The following is a 16,438-nucleotide window of genomic DNA, read 5'->3' as shown; positions in this document are numbered from 1 at the left end:
CGCCAGCTTAGTGGCAGGAATTTTTCGAAGGCGGTCACTCCTGCCACTGTCGGGCCCGGACGGGCGGTGGAAACGTAGGGGACACGCGAGAGCGCTTCCGCACAATCCGTGCGAACTCCGGCACTTCCGAAAGAAACGGGTGGGTTTTCGAATGAGCACGAAGGTGACCGTCCTCGGCCTGGGCGCGATGGGCACCGCGCTGGCCGGCGCGTTCCTGGCGGCCGGCCACCGCACGACCGTCTGGAACCGCACGCCGGGCAAGGCCGCCGCCCTGGTGGAGAAGGGCGCCGTCGAGGCCCCCGACGCCGCCGCGGCCGTGGCGGCGAGCCCGCTGGTGGTCGTCTGCCTGGCCACCTACGACACCGTCCACCAGGTCCTCGGCCCGCTGGCCGGCGACCTGGCCGGCCGGACCATCGTCAACCTCACCTCGGGCTCACCGGAACAGGCCGCCGAGGCGGCCCGCCGGGCCGGCGAGCACGGCTTCCGCTACCTCGACGGCGCGATCATGACGACCCCGCCCGGTGTCGGCGACCCCGACTTCATGTTCCTCTACAGCGGCTCCCCGGAGGCCCTCGCCGAGCACCGGCCGACGCTCGCCGCCCTCGGCGACCCGGTGGACCTGGGCCCCGACGTCACCCTGGCCTCCCTCTACGACACCGCGCTGCTCGGCCTGATGTGGTCCACGCTCACCGGCTGGGCGCACGGCGTGGCGCTCGTCGGGACGGACGGCGAGGGCAGGGCCGCGGCCTTCACCGCGGTCGCCAACCGCTGGATGCGGGCGATCGAGGTGTTCATGGGCACCTACGCCCCGCAGGCCGACGCCCGCAGCTACCCCGGCGACGACGCGACGCTCGACGTGCACCTCGCGGCCATCGGACACCTCGTCCACGCCAGTGAGGCGCGCGGCGTGGCCTCCGGCCTGCCGGAGCTCTTCAAGGGTCTGGTCGAGCGGGGCATCGCGGCCGGGCACGGCGGCGACAGCTGGGGCCGGCTCGTGGAGTTCGTCCGGGCGGAGGGACGCGCGTGAGCTCGCCGACGAGCACGGGCACCGCCGTCGCCCTGGACTGGGCGTCCCTGGTCACCGGGACCGCCGAGCGGGCCACCGCCTTCCTGGACGGCCTGGCCCCGGACGCGGACTGGTCACGGCCGGCCGGACGGCTGGACTGGTCCTGCCACGCGACGCTGGACCACCTGGCGCTGGGGATCACCGGCTACGCGGGCCTTCTCACGGCCAAGCCGCGCGACCGCTACATCACGCTGTTCGCCTCGCTCGACCCACAAGCCCCGGTGTCAGCCCGGCTGGAGGGCATCCGCGTCGCGGCGTCGTTCCTCGCCGCCGCCGTCCGCGCCGCCGCGCCCGAGGACCGGGCCTGGCACCCCTGGGGGCACTCCGACGGGCCCGGTTTCGCCGCCATGGGCGTGGTCGAGACCGTCGTCCACACCCACGACATCGCCACCGGCCTGGGCGTCGGCTGGACGCCGCCGGACGAGTTCGCCGGTCCCGCCCTCGCCCGGCTGTTCCCCGGCGTCCCGGACGACGGCGAGCCCGGCCTGGCCCTCCTCCGCGCCACCGGAAGGATCGCGCGGCCCGGGGAGGGGCACGTCGGCGAGTGGCGCTGGGACGGGACCGTCCACTGAGGCGGTGCCGCGGACCGCGCCTCGGGGGGCGCGCCGGCCGGACGGCGCGCCGACGGGCAGACGAGTGTCGGGCGGGGTGCCGGTGCCGTCGGGGGAACCAGTGCCCTCCGGGGCCTCAGGTACGGCCGGGGCACCTGCGACCACTGCCGGAGTTCCAGGGCCCGCCGGGGCACCCGTGACGGCCGGAGCCACATCGCCCGGTGTGGCTCCCGCGCCGACCGTCGGGGCCCCGAAACCCGCCGACAGACCGGCGACACCGACGGAGCCGGGCCGCCCGAGAGTGTCGGCAGGACCGGCGGGCCCAACGGGACCGGCGGGCCCAACGGGACCGGCGGGCCCAACGGGACCGGCGGGCCCAACGGGACCGGCGGGCCCGGCGGAAGCGGCGGGCCCGGCGGAAGCGGCGGGCCCGGCGGAAGCGGCGGGCCCGGCGGAAGCGGCGGGCCCGGCAGGACCAGCAGGACCTGCAAGACCGGCGGGAGCGACATCACCAGCAGGACCAGCCACACCACCAAGACCAGCCACACCGCCAAGACCATCCGCACCGTCAAGACCATCCGCACCGACGAAACCGGCGGCAGTGTCCACCGCCGCGGGCCGGAGGGGAGCCCGCCCGCCCGGCGCCGCCTCCCGTACGTCCCCCCGCAGCAGTACCTCGCACGCGACCCCGGCCAGCAGGGCTATGGGATGCCCCCAACTGGCCAGCGGATCGGCCAGCTCCACCAGGTCCTGCGCGCACATGACGGAAGCGGCGCCCAGCAGGCCCCACTTCCAGGCCGGCCGCTGAAGGCTCGCCAGCGCGCCGAGGCAGGCCATCAGGCCGAAGCTGATGCCGTAGTCCAGCCGGTGCAGGGAGTCGTCCGGCAGCCGACCGGCGGCGACCGCGCCGGCCACCGGCAGTTCGGTGGCCAGGGTCGCCAGCACATGGCCGAGCAGGAAGACACCGGCCGTGCGCAGCCCGCCCACCCTGCGCTCCAGGGCGCCGAGCACCGGCGCGAACGCCCAGCCGAAGAAGGACCAGAGCCCGCCGGCCACCCACAGGGCGCTGGCGAACAGCACGACGAGCGGCCGGTCGGCGAGGTGGGCCGCATCCGTGCTGGAGTCGCGGAGCAGGCGGTTGACGGTGCTCTCGTCGCCGAGCTCGGTGTAGATCGCGGTGCCGAGCAGGACGAGGCCGTAGCAGAGGGTGAAGGGCGTGGCCCGGGGGGAGGGGACCAGTTGCCGCAGCCCGCCGAGCCGGGCGGCTCCGCGCGGGCGTGCGCTCCGCCGTCCGGTGGCGGTGCCGTCGGCCGGCGCGGAGGCGCCCGCCTCGGCGGGATCGGCGGCGGTCACTCGGCCGGGCTCCCTTCCGTGGTCCTTCCCGGGCCGAGCCCGGACCTTCCGCCCCGGCCTTCCCGGGACGCTCCGGACGGCCCGCCCGGCGGCGGGCCGCTGTAGGAACAGTACGGGCCTTCGCGTCCGGCCGACCCGTCTTCGGACCGTGAACAAGCCCACGCCTGTCAACCTCTTAACCTTCGGATGCGTCCGTCGAACATCAACGGTCTCCGGAGGTCTCCCGTGCCCGTCCCGTATGTCCCGAACGATCCCGTGACCACCCTCGACCGCCGCGACGGTCCGTACGGCGAGGTCGCCCTGCGGAGGCGCGGCGGCACCCCGCCGGTCTACGAGATCATCGCGAACGGCTGCTTCCTGATGGACACCTCGGACGGCCGTTCCGAGCGGCTGCTGGTGGACGCCGCGCTGCGGGCGCTGCCGGCCGGGCGACACGCACCTGCGGTGCTGATCGGCGGGCTGGGGGTGGGCTTCTCGCTCGCGCACGCGGCGGCGGAGCCGCGCTGGGGGCGGATCACGGTGGTGGAGCGGGAGCGGGCGGTGATCGACTGGCACCGCGCGGGCCCGCTGTCCGCCGTCTCGGGCGCGGCCCTGGCCGACCCGCGGGTGAGCGTCGTGGAGGCGGACCTCCTGGAGTATCTGGGGGCGGGCCCGGACGGTGAGGTTCCGGCCCCGGCCGACGCCGCCGGGGAACCGGCGTTCGACGCGATCTGCCTCGACATCGACAACGGCCCCGACTGGACCGTCACGGAAGACAACAAGGGCCTCTACTCCCCCGCCGGTCTCACCGCCTGCCGGTCCCGGCTGCGCCCCGGCGGGGTGCTCGCGGTGTGGTCCGCACAGCCGTCCGCCGCGTTCGAGGACGCCCTCCGGAATGCCGGGTTCGCCGGGGTAACCACCGAAGAGATCATCGTTGCCCGAGGCGTCCCCGACGTCGTCCACCTCGCCGTCCTCGCCGCGTAGCCGTCCCCCGCCACCTGCCCGTACCCTGCTTGCCACAGTGGGAGGACCGGCACGCGAAACGCTGGGGACGACGGCTAGGGGCGGGGCGTATGGAGCAGACACACACGGGCCCGAGCGGCGCCGCAGCCTCCGCCGGTGCGCAGCGGCGGGTACTGATCGTCGAGGACGACCGGACCATCGCCGACGCCATCGCGGCACGGCTGCGGGCCGAGGGCTTCCAGGTGCGGATCGCGGGCGACGGGCCCGCGGCCGTGGACACCACCGAGGCGTGGCAGCCGGACCTGCTGGTGCTCGACGTGATGCTGCCGGGCTACGACGGCCTGGAGGTGTGCCGGCGGGTGCAGGCCCGGCGCCCGGTGCCGGTGCTGATGCTCACCGCGCGCGACGACGAGACCGACATGCTGGTCGGGCTGGGCGTCGGCGCGGACGACTACATGACCAAGCCGTTCTCCATGCGCGAGCTGGCCGCGCGGGTGCACGTCCTGCTGCGCCGGGTCGAGCGGGCGACGCTGGCCGCCCACACCCCGCGCAGCGGGATCCTGCGGCTGGGCGAGCTGGAGATCGACCACGCGCAGCGGCGGGTACGGGTGCGCGGCGCGGACGTGCACCTCACGCCGACCGAGTTCGACCTGCTGGTCTGCCTGGCGAACACCCCGCGCGCCGTGCTCTCCCGGGAGCAGTTGCTGGCCGAGGTGTGGGACTGGGCGGACGCCTCCGGCACCCGGACCGTCGACAGCCACATCAAGGCCCTGCGCCGGAAGATCGGCGCGGAGCGGATCCGGACGGTACACGGCGTCGGGTACGCGCTGGAGACGCCGGCCGCGTGAGGGGAACGGACGCGAGATGACCGGCTGTCCGAGGCCGGGCCTGCTGAGCCGCGCCTGGGAGGCGCTGCGCCCGCTGGACCCGTACCGGTCGGTGAAGGCCGCGCTGGGGTGGCTGGTGGTCGGGTCGGTGGTGATCACGACGTTCCTGGTGTTCGTGGCGTTCCGGTCGGCGACCGGGCTGCGCGTCATCACCGTCTTCTCGATCATCGCCTCGCTGCTGATCACCCAGTTCGTGGCGCACGGCCTGACCGCGCCGCTGGACGAGATGACCGAGGTCACCCGGGCGATGGCGCACGGTGACTACACCCGGCGGGTGCGGGACGGGCGGCGGGACGAGTTCGGCGACCTGGCGCACGCCTTCAACCGGATGGCGGCCGACCTGGAGGCGGTGGACACCCACCGCAAGGAGCTGGTCGCCAACGTCTCGCACGAGCTGCGCACGCCGATCGCCGGGCTGCGGGCGGTGCTGGAGAACGTGGTGGACGGCGTCTCGGCGGCCGATCCGGAGACCATGCGCGCCGCCCTCCAGCAGACGGAACGGCTGGGGCGGCTGGTGGAGCAGTTACTCGACCTGTCCCGGCTGGACAACGGTGTCGTGCCGCTGCACGCGCGCGGCTTCGAGGTCTGGCCGTATCTGGCGCAGGTGCTGAAGGAGACGAGCATCGCCTGCGGCACCGGCGCCGCGCCGCGCGCCGCCCGCAAGGACGTCCACCTGCACCTGGACGTCTCGCCGCCCGACCTCACGGCGTACGCGGACGCGGAGCGGCTGCACCAGGTGGTCGCCAACCTGGTGGAGAACGCCGTCCGGCACAGCCCGCCGCACGGCCGGGTGACGGTCCGGGCGCGGCGCGGCGAGGGGCCGCAGTCGCTGGACCTGGAGGTGCTGGACGAGGGCCCGGGCATCCCGCCGGCCGAGCGGCACCGGGTCTTCGAGCGGTTCAACCGCGGCGGCTCCGGGCAGCACGGGCCGGGCAGCGACGGCGGGACCGGACTGGGCCTCGCCATCGCCCGCTGGGCGGTCGACCTGCACGGTGGCAGCATCGGCGTGGCCGAATCCCCCCGGGGCTGCCGGATCCGGGTCACTCTTCCAGGACGAGCTTGATGATCCGAGTTGACGTAGGGTCGAAGGCGGAAGCACACGTTCATCCGGATGTGGGGCACCGTTCCGCGTACCCACGAAGGGGTCGGAAGCACACGAGAGGCAAGGAACCTCGTGTGTTTCCCGCCAAGTCATGCCCTGAAACGCGGGAGCGAGTGTGACTTGCGCGACGACTGGCCCCGGTGGCCTGCATCAGGGCAGCGGACAGGCGTAGCCTTTATTCCCGCTGTCCACCACCTTAGGAAGCGGAAGAGGGCGGTTGCCGCCGTGTCGCCACAGTCCCCGAACACCTCGAGCACTTCGACCGACCAAGACGGGCAGGGCAAGAGTCCTGCTGATGTGTTCGGTCCCAATGAGTGGCTCGTCGACGAGATCTACCAGCAGTACCTCCAGGACCCGAACTCGGTCGACCGAGCCTGGTGGGACTTCTTCGCCGACTACAAGCCGGGCAAGGACGCCAACGCGCCGGCCACGCAGCAGGGGGTGACCGGGGGTACGGCTCCCGCCGCCCCGGCCGCTCCTCCGCAGCCACCCGCGGCCCCCGCCGCGCCCGCGCAGGCCGCTCCGGCCGCCGCCGCGCCCGCCGCCCCGGCCCAGGCCGCTCCGGCGCAGCAGGCCGCTCCGGCCGCCGCCGCGAAGCCCGCCGCCGCGCCCGCCGCCAAGCCGGCCGCCGCCAAGCCGGCCGCCGCCAAGCCCGCGGCCAAGGCCGCCCCGGCGACCGAGGCCCCGGCAGGCCCCGAGTACGTGACGCTGCGCGGCCCCGCCGCCGCGGTCGCCAAGAACATGAACGCCTCGCTGGAGCTGCCGACGGCCACGTCCGTCCGCGCCGTCCCGGTGAAGCTGCTGTTCGACCAGCGCATCGTCATTAACAACCACCTCAAGCGCGCTCGCGGTGGCAAGGTCTCCTTCACGCACCTCATCGGCTACGCCATGGTGCAGGCGCTGAAGCTGATGCCGTCGATGAACTACTCCTACACGGAGAAGGACGGCAAGCCCACCCTCGTCAAGCCCGAGCACGTCAACCTGGGCCTGGCGATCGACCTGGTGAAGCCGAACGGCGACCGCCAGCTCGTGGTGGCGGCCATCAAGAAGGCCGAGACGCTCAACTTCTTCGAGTTCTGGCAGGCGTACGAGGACATCGTCCGCCGCGCCCGGGTCGGCAAGCTGACGATGGAGGACTTCACCGGGGTCACCGCGTCGCTGACCAACCCCGGCGGCATCGGCACCGTGCACTCCGTGCCGCGCCTGATGCCCGGCCAGGGCCTCATCATCGGCGTGGGCGCCATGGACTACCCCGCCGAGTTCCAGGGCACCTCGCAGGACGCCCTGAACAAGATGGGCATCTCCAAGGTCATGACCCTGACCTCGACCTACGACCACCGCGTCATCCAGGGCGCCGCGTCGGGCGAGTTCCTGCGGATCATGAACCAGCTGCTGCTGGGCGAGAACGGCTTCTACGACGACATCTTCGAGGCGCTGCGCATCCCCTACGAGCCGGTCCGCTGGCTCAAGGACATCGACGCCTCGCACGACGACGACGTCACCAAGGCCGCCCGCGTCTTCGAGCTGATCCACGCGTACCGGGTGCGCGGCCACGTCATGGCCGACACGGACCCGCTGGAGTACCGCCAGCGCAAGCACCCCGACCTGGACATCACCGAGCACGGCCTCACCCTGTGGGACCTGGAGCGCGACTTCGCGGTCGGCGGCTTCGCCGGCAAGTCGATGATGAAGCTGCGCGACATCCTGGGCGTGCTGCGCGACTCGTACTGCCGCACCACCGGCATCGAGTTCATGCACATCCAGGACCCCAAGCAGCGCAAGTGGATCCAGGACCGCGTCGAGCGCGGCCACTCCAAGCCGGAGCGCGAGGAGCAGCTGCGGATCCTCCGCCGCCTGAACGCGGCCGAGGCGTTCGAGACGTTCCTGCAGACCAAGTACGTCGGCCAGAAGCGCTTCTCGCTGGAGGGCGGCGAGTCCGTCATCCCGCTGCTGGACGCGGTGCTGGACGCGGCCGCCGAGGCCCGCCTCGACGAGGCCGTCATCGGCATGGCCCACCGCGGCCGGCTGAACGTGCTGGCCAACATCGTCGGCAAGTCCTACGCGCAGATCTTCCGGGAGTTCGAGGGCAACCTCGACCCGAAGTCGATGCACGGCTCCGGCGACGTCAAGTACCACCTGGGCGCCGAGGGCGTCTTCACCGGCCTGGACGGCGAGCAGATCAAGGTCTCGCTGGCCGCCAACCCGTCCCACCTGGAGACGGTCGACCCGGTCGTCGAGGGCATCGCCCGCGCCAAGCAGGACATCATCGGCAAGGCGGGCACGGACTTCACCGTCCTGCCGGTCCAGCTGCACGGCGACGCGGCCTTCGCGGGCCAGGGCGTCGTGGCCGAGACCCTCAACATGTCGCAGCTGCGCGGCTACCGCACCGGCGGCACCGTGCACATCGTCATCAACAACCAGGTCGGCTTCACCGCGCCGCCGGAGTCCTCGCGCTCGTCGATGTACTGCACCGACGTCGCCCGGATGATCGAAGCGCCGATCTTCCACGTGAACGGTGACGACCCCGAGGCGGTCGTCCGCGTCGCGCGGCTGGCCTTCGAGTTCCGCCAGGCGTTCAACAAGGACGTCGTCATCGACCTGATCTGCTACCGGCGCCGGGGCCACAACGAGGCGGACAACCCCTCGTTCACCCAGCCGCTGATGTACGACCTGATCGACAAGAAGCGCTCGGTGCGCAAGCTGTACACCGAGTCGCTGATCGGCCGGGGCGACATCACCCTGGAGGAGGCCGAGCAGGCCCTGCAGGACTACCAGGGCCAGCTGGAGAAGGTCTTCACCGAGGTCCGCGAGGCCACCTCGGCGCCCGCCTCCGCCGAGGTGCCGGCCCCGCAGGCCGAGTTCCCGGTCCCGGTGAACACCGCGATCTCCCAGGAGGTCGTCAAGCGGATCGCCGAGTCGCAGGTCAACCTGCCGGAGAGCGTCACCGTCCACCCGCGCCTGCTGCCGCAGCTCCAGCGCCGCGCGGCCAGCGTCGAGGACGGCACGATCGACTGGGCCATGGGCGAGACCCTCGCCTTCGGCTCCCTCCTGATGGAGGGCACCCCGGTCCGCCTCTCCGGCCAGGACTCCCGCCGCGGCACCTTCGGCCAGCGCCACGCGGTGCTCGTCGACCGCGAGACCGGCGAGGACTACACCCCGCTGCTCTACCTCTCCGAGGACCAGGCGCGCTTCAACGTCTACGACTCGCTGCTCAGCGAGTACGCGGCGATGGGCTTCGAGTACGGCTACTCGCTGGCCCGCCCGGACGCGCTCGTCCTGTGGGAGGCGCAGTTCGGCGACTTCGCCAACGGCGCGCAGAACATCGTGGACGAGTTCATCTCGTCGAGCGAGCAGAAGTGGGGCCAGACGTCCGGCGTCACCCTGCTCCTCCCGCACGGCTACGAGGGCCAGGGCCCGGACCACTCCTCGGCCCGCATCGAGCGCTACCTCCAGCTGTGCGCGCAGAACAACATGACGGTCGCCATGCCGACGCTGCCGTCGAACTACTTCCACCTCCTGCGCTGGCAGGTGCACAACCCGCACCACAAGCCGCTCATCGTCTTCACCCCGAAGTCGATGCTGCGCCTGAAGGCCGCGGCGTCCAAGGCGGAGGAGTTCACCACCGGCGGCTTCCGCCCGGTGATCGGCGACACCACGGTGAACGCGGCCGACGTCCGCAAGGTCGTCTTCTGCTCCGGCAAGGTCTACTACGACCTGGACGCCGAGCGGCAGAAGCGCGGCGCCACGGACACCGCCCTCATCCGCATCGAGCGCCTGTACCCGCTGCCGGGTGCCGAGCTCCAGGCGGAGATCGCCAAGTTCCCCAACGCCGAGAAGTACATCTGGGCCCAGGAGGAGCCGGCGAACCAGGGCGCGTGGCCGTTCATCGCGCTGAACCTGATCGACCACCTCGACCTGGCGGTCGGCGCGGACATCCCGGCCCGCGAGCGTCTGCGGCGCGTCTCGCGTCCGCACTCCTCCTCCCCGGCGGTCGGCTCGGCCAAGCGCCACCAGGCGGAGCAGGCGGCGCTGGTCGCGGAGGTCTTCGACAGCTGATCCGCTGACACCGCCGAACGGGCCGGGGCCCGTACCTCTCGTGCGAGGGGTACGGGCCCCGGCCCGTTCGCGTACTCCGACTATGACGATTTCGTCATGTAGGGTGACGTCATGACGGCTGAGACGCGACGAGAGATCTACCGCCACCTGCGCTCACTGGCCGCACACTTCACTCCGCCGGCGCCCCTGAGCTCACATGTCGAGATCAGCGACGGCCAGATCATCATGATGATGAGCCCCGCGGGCCGCCACGACCTCGCGGCTCTGCGCATCGAACGCCAACTCCAGCCGCAGCTCCCCCCGGGGATCGTCGCCACCACCTCAGGCGACATCGAGGCGGCCGACCTGGGCCAGCTACGCCGCCCCGACGTCCTCGTCCTGCCCGAAGCCGCCATGGACACGGACGACGCCATCGACCCCAAAGCCCTGCTCGCGGCCGTCGAAATCGTCTCTCCTTCCAACCCGGAGAACGACTATGAGAGCAAGCTGCGCCATTACCCCCGGCTCGGCATCCCCCACTATCTGATCGTCGACCCCCGCGACGGCACCTGCGTCCACTACTGGGCCATCACCACGAAGAACGACACCCCCGAGTACAGCGCCAGGGTTCCCTATACCTTCGGCGACAAGATCACCATCAGCGACTGGGTCATCGACACCGGCGAGTTGCCGCGCTACAACGCGGCCCCGCGGTGAACACCGCCGCCCTCGTCCGCACCCGGAGGATCGAGCTCGGACTTTCCCAGGCCGAGCTCGCCACCCGCGCGGGCACAGGCCAGGCGTTCATCTCACGCGTCGAGTCCGGCAAGGCGATACCGACTCTGCCGGTCCTCCAACGCCTGGCCACCGCCCTCGAATGCGACATCACGGTGAGCCTCACGCCCCACCGGTAGGCGCGCGCCCGCTTGGGAGGCCGCCGCCGTCTTGGCGCGGCCGGTGTCGTCTTGGCGCGGCCGGTGTCGTTCGGGTGGAGGTCGTCGGCGAGCTCGCGGAGCAGGCGGCGCCGGCTGCGGAGGTCTTCGACAGCTGATGCGCAGACACCGCTGAACGGGCCGGGGCCCGTTTCCGGTCCCAGCGGAGGGGCGACCGGTCTCGGCATCGGCGCAGCGCAGGTGCTCGCGCTCGACCGACACCCCGTCCGCGCGGACCGCGCCGTCGGCGGCCGGCTCCCCCTGAAGCCGCCTCCTCCGGCGGAGCCTGACGCCCCGCGTCGGCGCGCAGCACACAGACCGCCGCCGTTCTCCGGGCCCGAGGCCCTGCCGGGCGGCGGATTACGCTGTCGTTCATGCCGGAAGAAGCCACGTACAAGGAAGAGCTGGACTGCGGGTTGAGTACCTCCGCGCCCCGGCCGGCCACGGCCCGCGCCTACGTGCGGACGTCGTCCGCCGGAACGGCTCCTATCCCAGGTACGGCTCGAAGTCCCAGTACGGACGCGTCCGTTGCCGCGCCGACAGGGCGTGCGGGTGCTGGGCGCCCAGGGTGCGGGCGAGGCGTTGCAGGGCGTCCTCCTCGACCTTCTCCGCCTCCTCGTGTTCGCGGAGGGAGCGGAGGTCGGCGGCCAGGGCCACCTCGCAGGAGAGGGTGAAGGGGTGGTCGGGGCCCAGGGCGGTGCGGGCGCGGCGGAGGGTGTCGCGGCTGAGGTCGGCGGCGGCTTCCAGGCGGCCGGTGAAGTTGCGGCCGGCGGCGGCGTTGAGGGCGCAGCCGAGGACCCAGGGGTGGTCGTGGCCCAGGGAGGCGGCCAGGCCCGCGTAGGCGGACTCGAACATGGTGAGGGCCTCGGCCCGTTCGCCGGCGGCCTGGAGGACGAGGCCGGTGTTGGAGAGCATGCCCGTGCTGATGGGGTGGGCGGGGCCGAGAAGGGCGCGGAAGCCGCTCTCGCCCTCTTCGATGAGCTCGCGGGCCTGCTGGAGATCACCGTGCTCACGGGCGTAGTTGCCGAAGTCCACGACGAGGCCCATCGTGGCGTAGTGGCCCCGGCCGTGGACCTGTTCCATCTGTTCGAGCAGGCCGGCCATGGCGCCGGTGAGGTCCTGCGGGGTGCCCGCGCGGCGCTGGCAGAGCAGCAGGTTGTGGCGGGCGCGCAGGGTCTGCGGGTGGTTGGCGCCGAGGACCTGGATGTGGAGCCGCATGCCGAGCTCCTGGCGGGCCAGGGCGTCCCCGTAGCGGCCCATCAGGCGCAGGTCGCGGGCGCAGGCGATGCCGGAGACCAGGGTGGCGGCGTGCCGGGCGCGGAGCAGGTTCTCGCGGGCGCGCAGGGTCTCCAGGTCGATGTCGTACGCCTCGGAGTAGCGGCCGAGCAGGCGGAGGCCGACGCCGAGGTTGTGCTGGGCGAGGAGGGTGGTGTGGTCCTCCGGGCCGAGCAGTTCGAGGGCCGTGTTGAGGACCTCGCGCTGCATCTGGAGGGCCTCGGTGTACTGGCCGAGGAAGCGCTGGTCGGCGGCGAGGCAGCTGGTGGCCGTCATCAGGCCGCTGGCGTCGGCGTCCGGGAGGGCGCGCAGCCGTTCCAGGGACTCCCGGTCGAGCTCGTAGGCGGCCCGGAAGGCGCCGTGCGCGCGGAGGATGTTGCCCTGCTGGGTGGTGAGTTCGACCATCCGGGGGTGCTCGGGCGGGAACATCTCGGACCAGTGGACGCGGATCTGCTCCGCCAGTTCGACACCGGTGCGGAACTCGCCGCTGTGCATGCAGTAGCGCAGCAGGTTGAGGACGGTCTCCTGGACCCGGTAGTCGTGGCTGCCGAGCGCGCCGGACGGCTCCAGGTGCGGCAGGAGTTCGGCGTAGCGCGGCCAGAGCCGGCTGTCCTGGGGGTTGCCCGGGTCGGCGGCGGCGATCATGCGGCGGACGATGCGCCGGTGCAGCTGCCGTTCCTCGGCCGAGGTGAGCCGGGCGACGATGTCGTGGACCAGCCGGTGCATGTGCACCGACTCCTGCTCCGGGCCGGGGTCGGTGGCCGGGGTGGTGCGCAGATCACGGGATTCGCGGGTGCACACCGAGTAGTTGACCAGGGTGTCCAGCGCCCGCGTCCAGCTGGGCAGGTCGGAGACGAGCCAGCCGAGGCTGTCGGGGAGCTGGGCCGGCGGCATGACGCGGATGAGGCCGATCGGGATCCGGCCGGCCCCGAACGAGGTGCACAGGGTGAGCAGTTCGACGGCGTGGGGCTGGGTCTCGCGGAGCCGGTTGATCAGTATCGACCAGGAGGTGATCATCGAGCCGGGGAGGCCGTCGAAGTCGCCGAGGTCGGCCGGTCCCGCCACCGCGCCGTCCCGGACCATCCGCAGGTAGTCGGCGACCTCCATGTCCGACTCGCCGAGCCAGGCGGCGGCCTGGACCAGGGCGATGGGCACGTCGCCGAGCTCGGAGGCGACGGCGTCCGCCTGCTCGGCGGTCAGCCGGGGGGCTCGGCGCATCAGGTAGCCGGTGCTCTCGTGGCGCTGGAAGCCGGGGACGTCGAGGGTGACGCCGTACCGGTCCCAGCTGCGGTTGCGGGAGGTGATCAGGACGTGGCCCTGGCCCCAGGGCAGGATCTCCTCGACGAGGTCGATGTCGTCCCAGCCGTCGAAAATGATCAGCCAGCGCTTGTGGGGCTCGCCGCGGCGGAGCGCCTCGCGCAGGGCGCGGATGCGCTCGCCGGGCTCGGAGCCGGCGTTCAGCCCCAGCTCGGGGGCGAGTTCGCCGAACCGCTCGCGCTGGGTGCCGCGGGTGTCGGAGTTGACCCACCAGACGACGTCGTAGTCGGAGCTGAACCGGTGCGCGTACTCGGCGGCCATCTGGGTCTTGCCGATACCGGACATGCCCACGAGGGCGCACACGGCGGTGCCCCGCTCGGCGTCCATGAGCTGCTCCTGGACCTGGTTGAGCAGGTCGTCGCGGCCGGTGAAGCGGCGGTTGCGGCGGGGGACGTCGCCCCAGACGGCCGGCGGGTCGTTGGGGTAGCGGGAGCCGGGGCCGGGGTCGAGCGGGCGCCGGGGCGGGCCCTCCGGCAGCTGGAGGCGGGCGAGGAGGCGGCGCTCGGCCTCCGGCGCGCCGACGCCCCACAGGTCGGCCGGCTCCAGGACGGCGGTGGCGGGCAGCAGCGCCCGGTTGGTGAGGTTGACGGCGGCGAACCGGTCGACGTTGTCGGCGACGACGCCGCGCAGCGCCTCGTTCCACTCGTCCTCACGGCGCGGGCCGAGCTCGAAGAACCAGTCGCTGAGCACCAGCAGGATCCGGCCACTGGCCAGCAGCAGATCGCCCAGCGCGGCCTCCAAGGGCACCTCGCGGGGCGGGTCCCAGCGCTGGAGCGTCGTCCGGTGGCCGTGGCTCTCCAGCCGGTGCGCGATCCAGGTCGCCCAGGGCCGGTAGAAGCCGGCGAAGACGATGGTGAAGTGCTCGCCGACCCGGTCCTGCGCACCGGTGCCGGCCTGATACCGCTGCGTGTTCATGCGCGTCCCTCGTTCCTTCGCACCGCGTGGTCCGGGCGGCCGCCCGGAGGTCCGGTGCGGCGGCATCATCACTGTACGTCATCACATGATGACGCACCGGGGATGCCGGGCGCCATGCGTCCGGTGCGTCCCAGACTCGCGAGGAGCCGTTCCATGCCCGTCGCGAACTCCCGCCCGGCGGGAGTCAGTTCCCTGGATTCAAGCAGGATGGGCACCGCTTCCGCGACCTGTCGGCGGTACGAATCGCGGCGGGCGCGCGCCTCTTCGCGCAGCGCTCCCGGCACGGCGGCCCCCCGGGCCGCCCGGTCCCAGAACTCGGCGAGGGCGAGATGGGCGTAGGTGCCCTGGAAGACCCCGGCGAGCGGGCGGGGGTCGGGCCGCCAGGCCACCCGGTGCACGGCGGCGGGGCCGGCGCCGTGCAGCGGGACGAGGTCGTGCAGCACGGCCAGTTTGGTGTGCTGGGTCTCGTGGACGAGCACCTCGGCGAGGTCGGCGGCGGTACGGGGCAGGGTGGCCAGGATGGCGCCGGGGGCCGCCCGGAAGGTGGCGCTCACGTCGCTCGCCCCGCGCTCCTCGCCCGCCGGCCGGGCGACGGGCACCAGGCAGCGCAGCAGCGCGGTGGTCTCGGCGGCCCGCTGCGGGTCGGCGGCGGCCAGCAGGCCCAGGGCGGCCCGCCAGCGGCGCGTCCAGGGCCGGCCGCCGCCGGCGGTACGGGCGGCGGGCGGCAGGGCGGCCCGGCCCACGCCGCCCGCCGGGGCGCGGTACGGGTCGAGGTCGTCCAGGACGGCGTCGGCGCCCGGGAGCCGGCGCAGGCCGTGCCAGCCGGCTCCGGCGCCGGTGACCCTGCGGGCGCCGCGCAGCAGCACCGGCCCGGGGCGCCCGGTCCTGCCGTCGGCGCCGGGGACCGTGAAGCGGGCGGAGCGGGCCCGGGCGGTCAGCCGGACGGCGGGGGCGCCGGCCGCCAGCAGGCCGATGCCGGGGAGGGCCAGCGTCCCGCCGGGGGCGGCGAGTTCGGCCGTGAAGGCGGCGCCGGAGCGGAGCGCCGCGGCGGCGGCGACGGCCCCGAAGTGCTCCAGTTCGGTGGCGAGCGGGGCGCCCGTGGGCGCGGCCAGGGCGCGGGCCAGCCAGTTGCCGACGGAGGGGTAGTCGAGGGTGTCGCGCACCGCCGGCGCGTACCGGGCCTCCGCGCGCTCCATCAGGCTCCAATGCGCCTCGAACCGCGCTCGCGCGGACGCGGGTACGGCGCTCGGCTCCCGTTCCAGGCGGGTCAGCAGGGATTTGAGGAGAACGAGACGTCTGCTGTGCAGGGCGTCCAGCAGGAGCGCGAGATCGTCGGCGGTGCCCCGCGTCCGCGCCAGCCGCTCCAGCGCGCCCGGCGCCACGAGCCGGACGGCGAGGGGCAACCGGCCGCCGATTTCCGGCGCGGGGCCGACGCTGGGAGCGCGGCGGGCGCTGCGGCCACGGCGGGCACCGAGTGCGGCGCGAGGCCCCGACGCGGAGCCGACGTCCGACCCAAGGCCAAGGCCAAGACCCGGTCGGAGGTCACCCCCTGACGCGAGGGCGTCGTCCGGCCCGAGACCGGCGCCTGGCCCGAGGCCGGGCCCCGATCCGAGACCACCTCCCGATGCGAGACCGTCCCCCGGCCCGAGGCTGACGTCCGATCCGGGGCCGGCGCCTGGCCCGAGGCTGGGATCCGATCCGAGGCCACCTCCCGATGCGAAGCCACTTCCCGGCCCGGGACCCATGTCGGGCCCGAGGCTGACGTCCGGTCCTAGGCCGACACCCGGTCGGAGACCGAGATCCGGTCGGAGGTCACACCCCGGGACGAAGCCACCCCCCGGCCCGAGGCCGACGCCCGATCCGAGGCCGGCGTCCGGTCCGCGACCGGGGTTCGATCCGAGGTCGCCCCCCGACGCGAGGGCGTCGTCCGGACCGAGGTCGACGTGCGGATCGAGACCGACGCCTGGCCCGAGGCCGGCATCCCGCTCAGGCCGGGGGCGGAAGGTCACGGGAGCGCGCGGCGTCGGCCCGCCGGGGGTGGTGGGTCGGCCGCCGGTGGGCGG

General features: G+C 73.4%; 10 protein-coding genes and 1 pseudogene. 8 read left to right on the top strand and 3 right to left on the bottom strand.

From position 1 onward, the window contains the following. The first annotated feature begins 151 nt into the window (after positions 1 to 151). A complete protein-coding gene (locus tag ACSNOK_RS07785) occupies positions 152 to 1,027 on the top strand; it encodes an NAD(P)-dependent oxidoreductase (RefSeq protein WP_436779853.1) in 876 nt (291 codons plus the stop codon). Then, on the top strand, positions 1,024 to 1,638 hold the full coding sequence (locus ACSNOK_RS07780; RefSeq protein ID WP_436779852.1) for a maleylpyruvate isomerase N-terminal domain-containing protein: 615 nt from the start codon (positions 1,024 to 1,026) through the stop codon (positions 1,636 to 1,638). The genes ACSNOK_RS07785 and ACSNOK_RS07780 overlap by 4 nt, the downstream gene beginning before the upstream one ends. 696 nt (positions 1,639 to 2,334) lie before the next feature. Here ACSNOK_RS07780 and ACSNOK_RS07775 read toward each other — a convergent pair. Next, positions 2,335 to 2,970 (bottom strand): annotated as a pseudogene (locus ACSNOK_RS07775) (rhomboid-like protein); the annotation flags it as partial. Between the two features lie 186 nt (positions 2,971 to 3,156). Between ACSNOK_RS07775 and ACSNOK_RS07770 the strand changes: the two are divergent. The 6 genes from ACSNOK_RS07770 to ACSNOK_RS07745 all read left to right on the top strand — a co-directional run bounded on the left by ACSNOK_RS07770 (position 3,157) and on the right by ACSNOK_RS07745 (position 10,850). Beyond that, on the top strand, positions 3,157 to 3,933 hold the full coding sequence (locus tag ACSNOK_RS07770; RefSeq protein WP_436779851.1) for a spermidine synthase: 777 nt from the start codon (positions 3,157 to 3,159) through the stop codon (positions 3,931 to 3,933). A gap of 89 nt (positions 3,934 to 4,022) precedes the next feature. Further along, the gene (locus ACSNOK_RS07765) at positions 4,023 to 4,760 is read left to right on the top strand and encodes a response regulator transcription factor (protein ID WP_004937733.1); all 738 of its coding nucleotides are present in this window, start codon (positions 4,023 to 4,025) and stop codon (positions 4,758 to 4,760) included. Positions 4,761 to 4,776: 16 nt separating this feature from the next. Continuing rightward, positions 4,777 to 5,862 (top strand): sensor histidine kinase, encoded by a 1,086-nt coding sequence (locus ACSNOK_RS07760; RefSeq protein WP_436779850.1) that lies wholly within the window; start codon positions 4,777 to 4,779, stop codon positions 5,860 to 5,862. Positions 5,863 to 6,126: 264 nt separating this feature from the next. Next, positions 6,127 to 9,957: a multifunctional oxoglutarate decarboxylase/oxoglutarate dehydrogenase thiamine pyrophosphate-binding subunit/dihydrolipoyllysine-residue succinyltransferase subunit gene (locus tag ACSNOK_RS07755; protein ID WP_436779849.1), complete on the top strand. Its 3,831-nt coding sequence runs from the start codon at positions 6,127 to 6,129 to the stop codon at positions 9,955 to 9,957. A 111-nt stretch (positions 9,958 to 10,068) separates the two neighbouring features. Further along, on the top strand, positions 10,069 to 10,653 hold the full coding sequence (locus ACSNOK_RS07750; protein WP_436779848.1) for a Uma2 family endonuclease: 585 nt from the start codon (positions 10,069 to 10,071) through the stop codon (positions 10,651 to 10,653). Further along, positions 10,650 to 10,850, top strand: coding sequence for a helix-turn-helix domain-containing protein (locus ACSNOK_RS07745; RefSeq protein ID WP_436779847.1), 201 nt, complete (start codon positions 10,650 to 10,652; stop codon positions 10,848 to 10,850). The genes ACSNOK_RS07750 and ACSNOK_RS07745 overlap by 4 nt, the downstream gene beginning before the upstream one ends. A 504-nt stretch (positions 10,851 to 11,354) precedes the next feature. Here the strand turns inward: ACSNOK_RS07745 and fxsT are convergent. Then, a complete protein-coding gene (gene fxsT, locus ACSNOK_RS07740; RefSeq protein ID WP_436779846.1) occupies positions 11,355 to 14,375 on the bottom strand; it encodes an FxSxx-COOH system tetratricopeptide repeat protein in 3,021 nt (1,006 codons plus the stop codon). 68 nt (positions 14,376 to 14,443) lie between these two features. Then, the gene (locus ACSNOK_RS07735) at positions 14,444 to 15,778 is read right to left on the bottom strand and encodes an aKG-HExxH-type peptide beta-hydroxylase (protein WP_436779845.1); all 1,335 of its coding nucleotides are present in this window, start codon (positions 15,776 to 15,778) and stop codon (positions 14,444 to 14,446) included. Positions 15,779 to 16,438: the final 660 nt, after the last annotated feature.

It is taken from the genome of Streptomyces sp. URMC 126 (assembly GCF_051386555.1).
In the GTDB taxonomy this organism is placed as follows: Bacteria; Actinomycetota; Actinomycetes; order Streptomycetales; family Streptomycetaceae; genus Streptomyces.
This window is presented reverse-complemented; position numbering and strand designations above follow the sequence as displayed.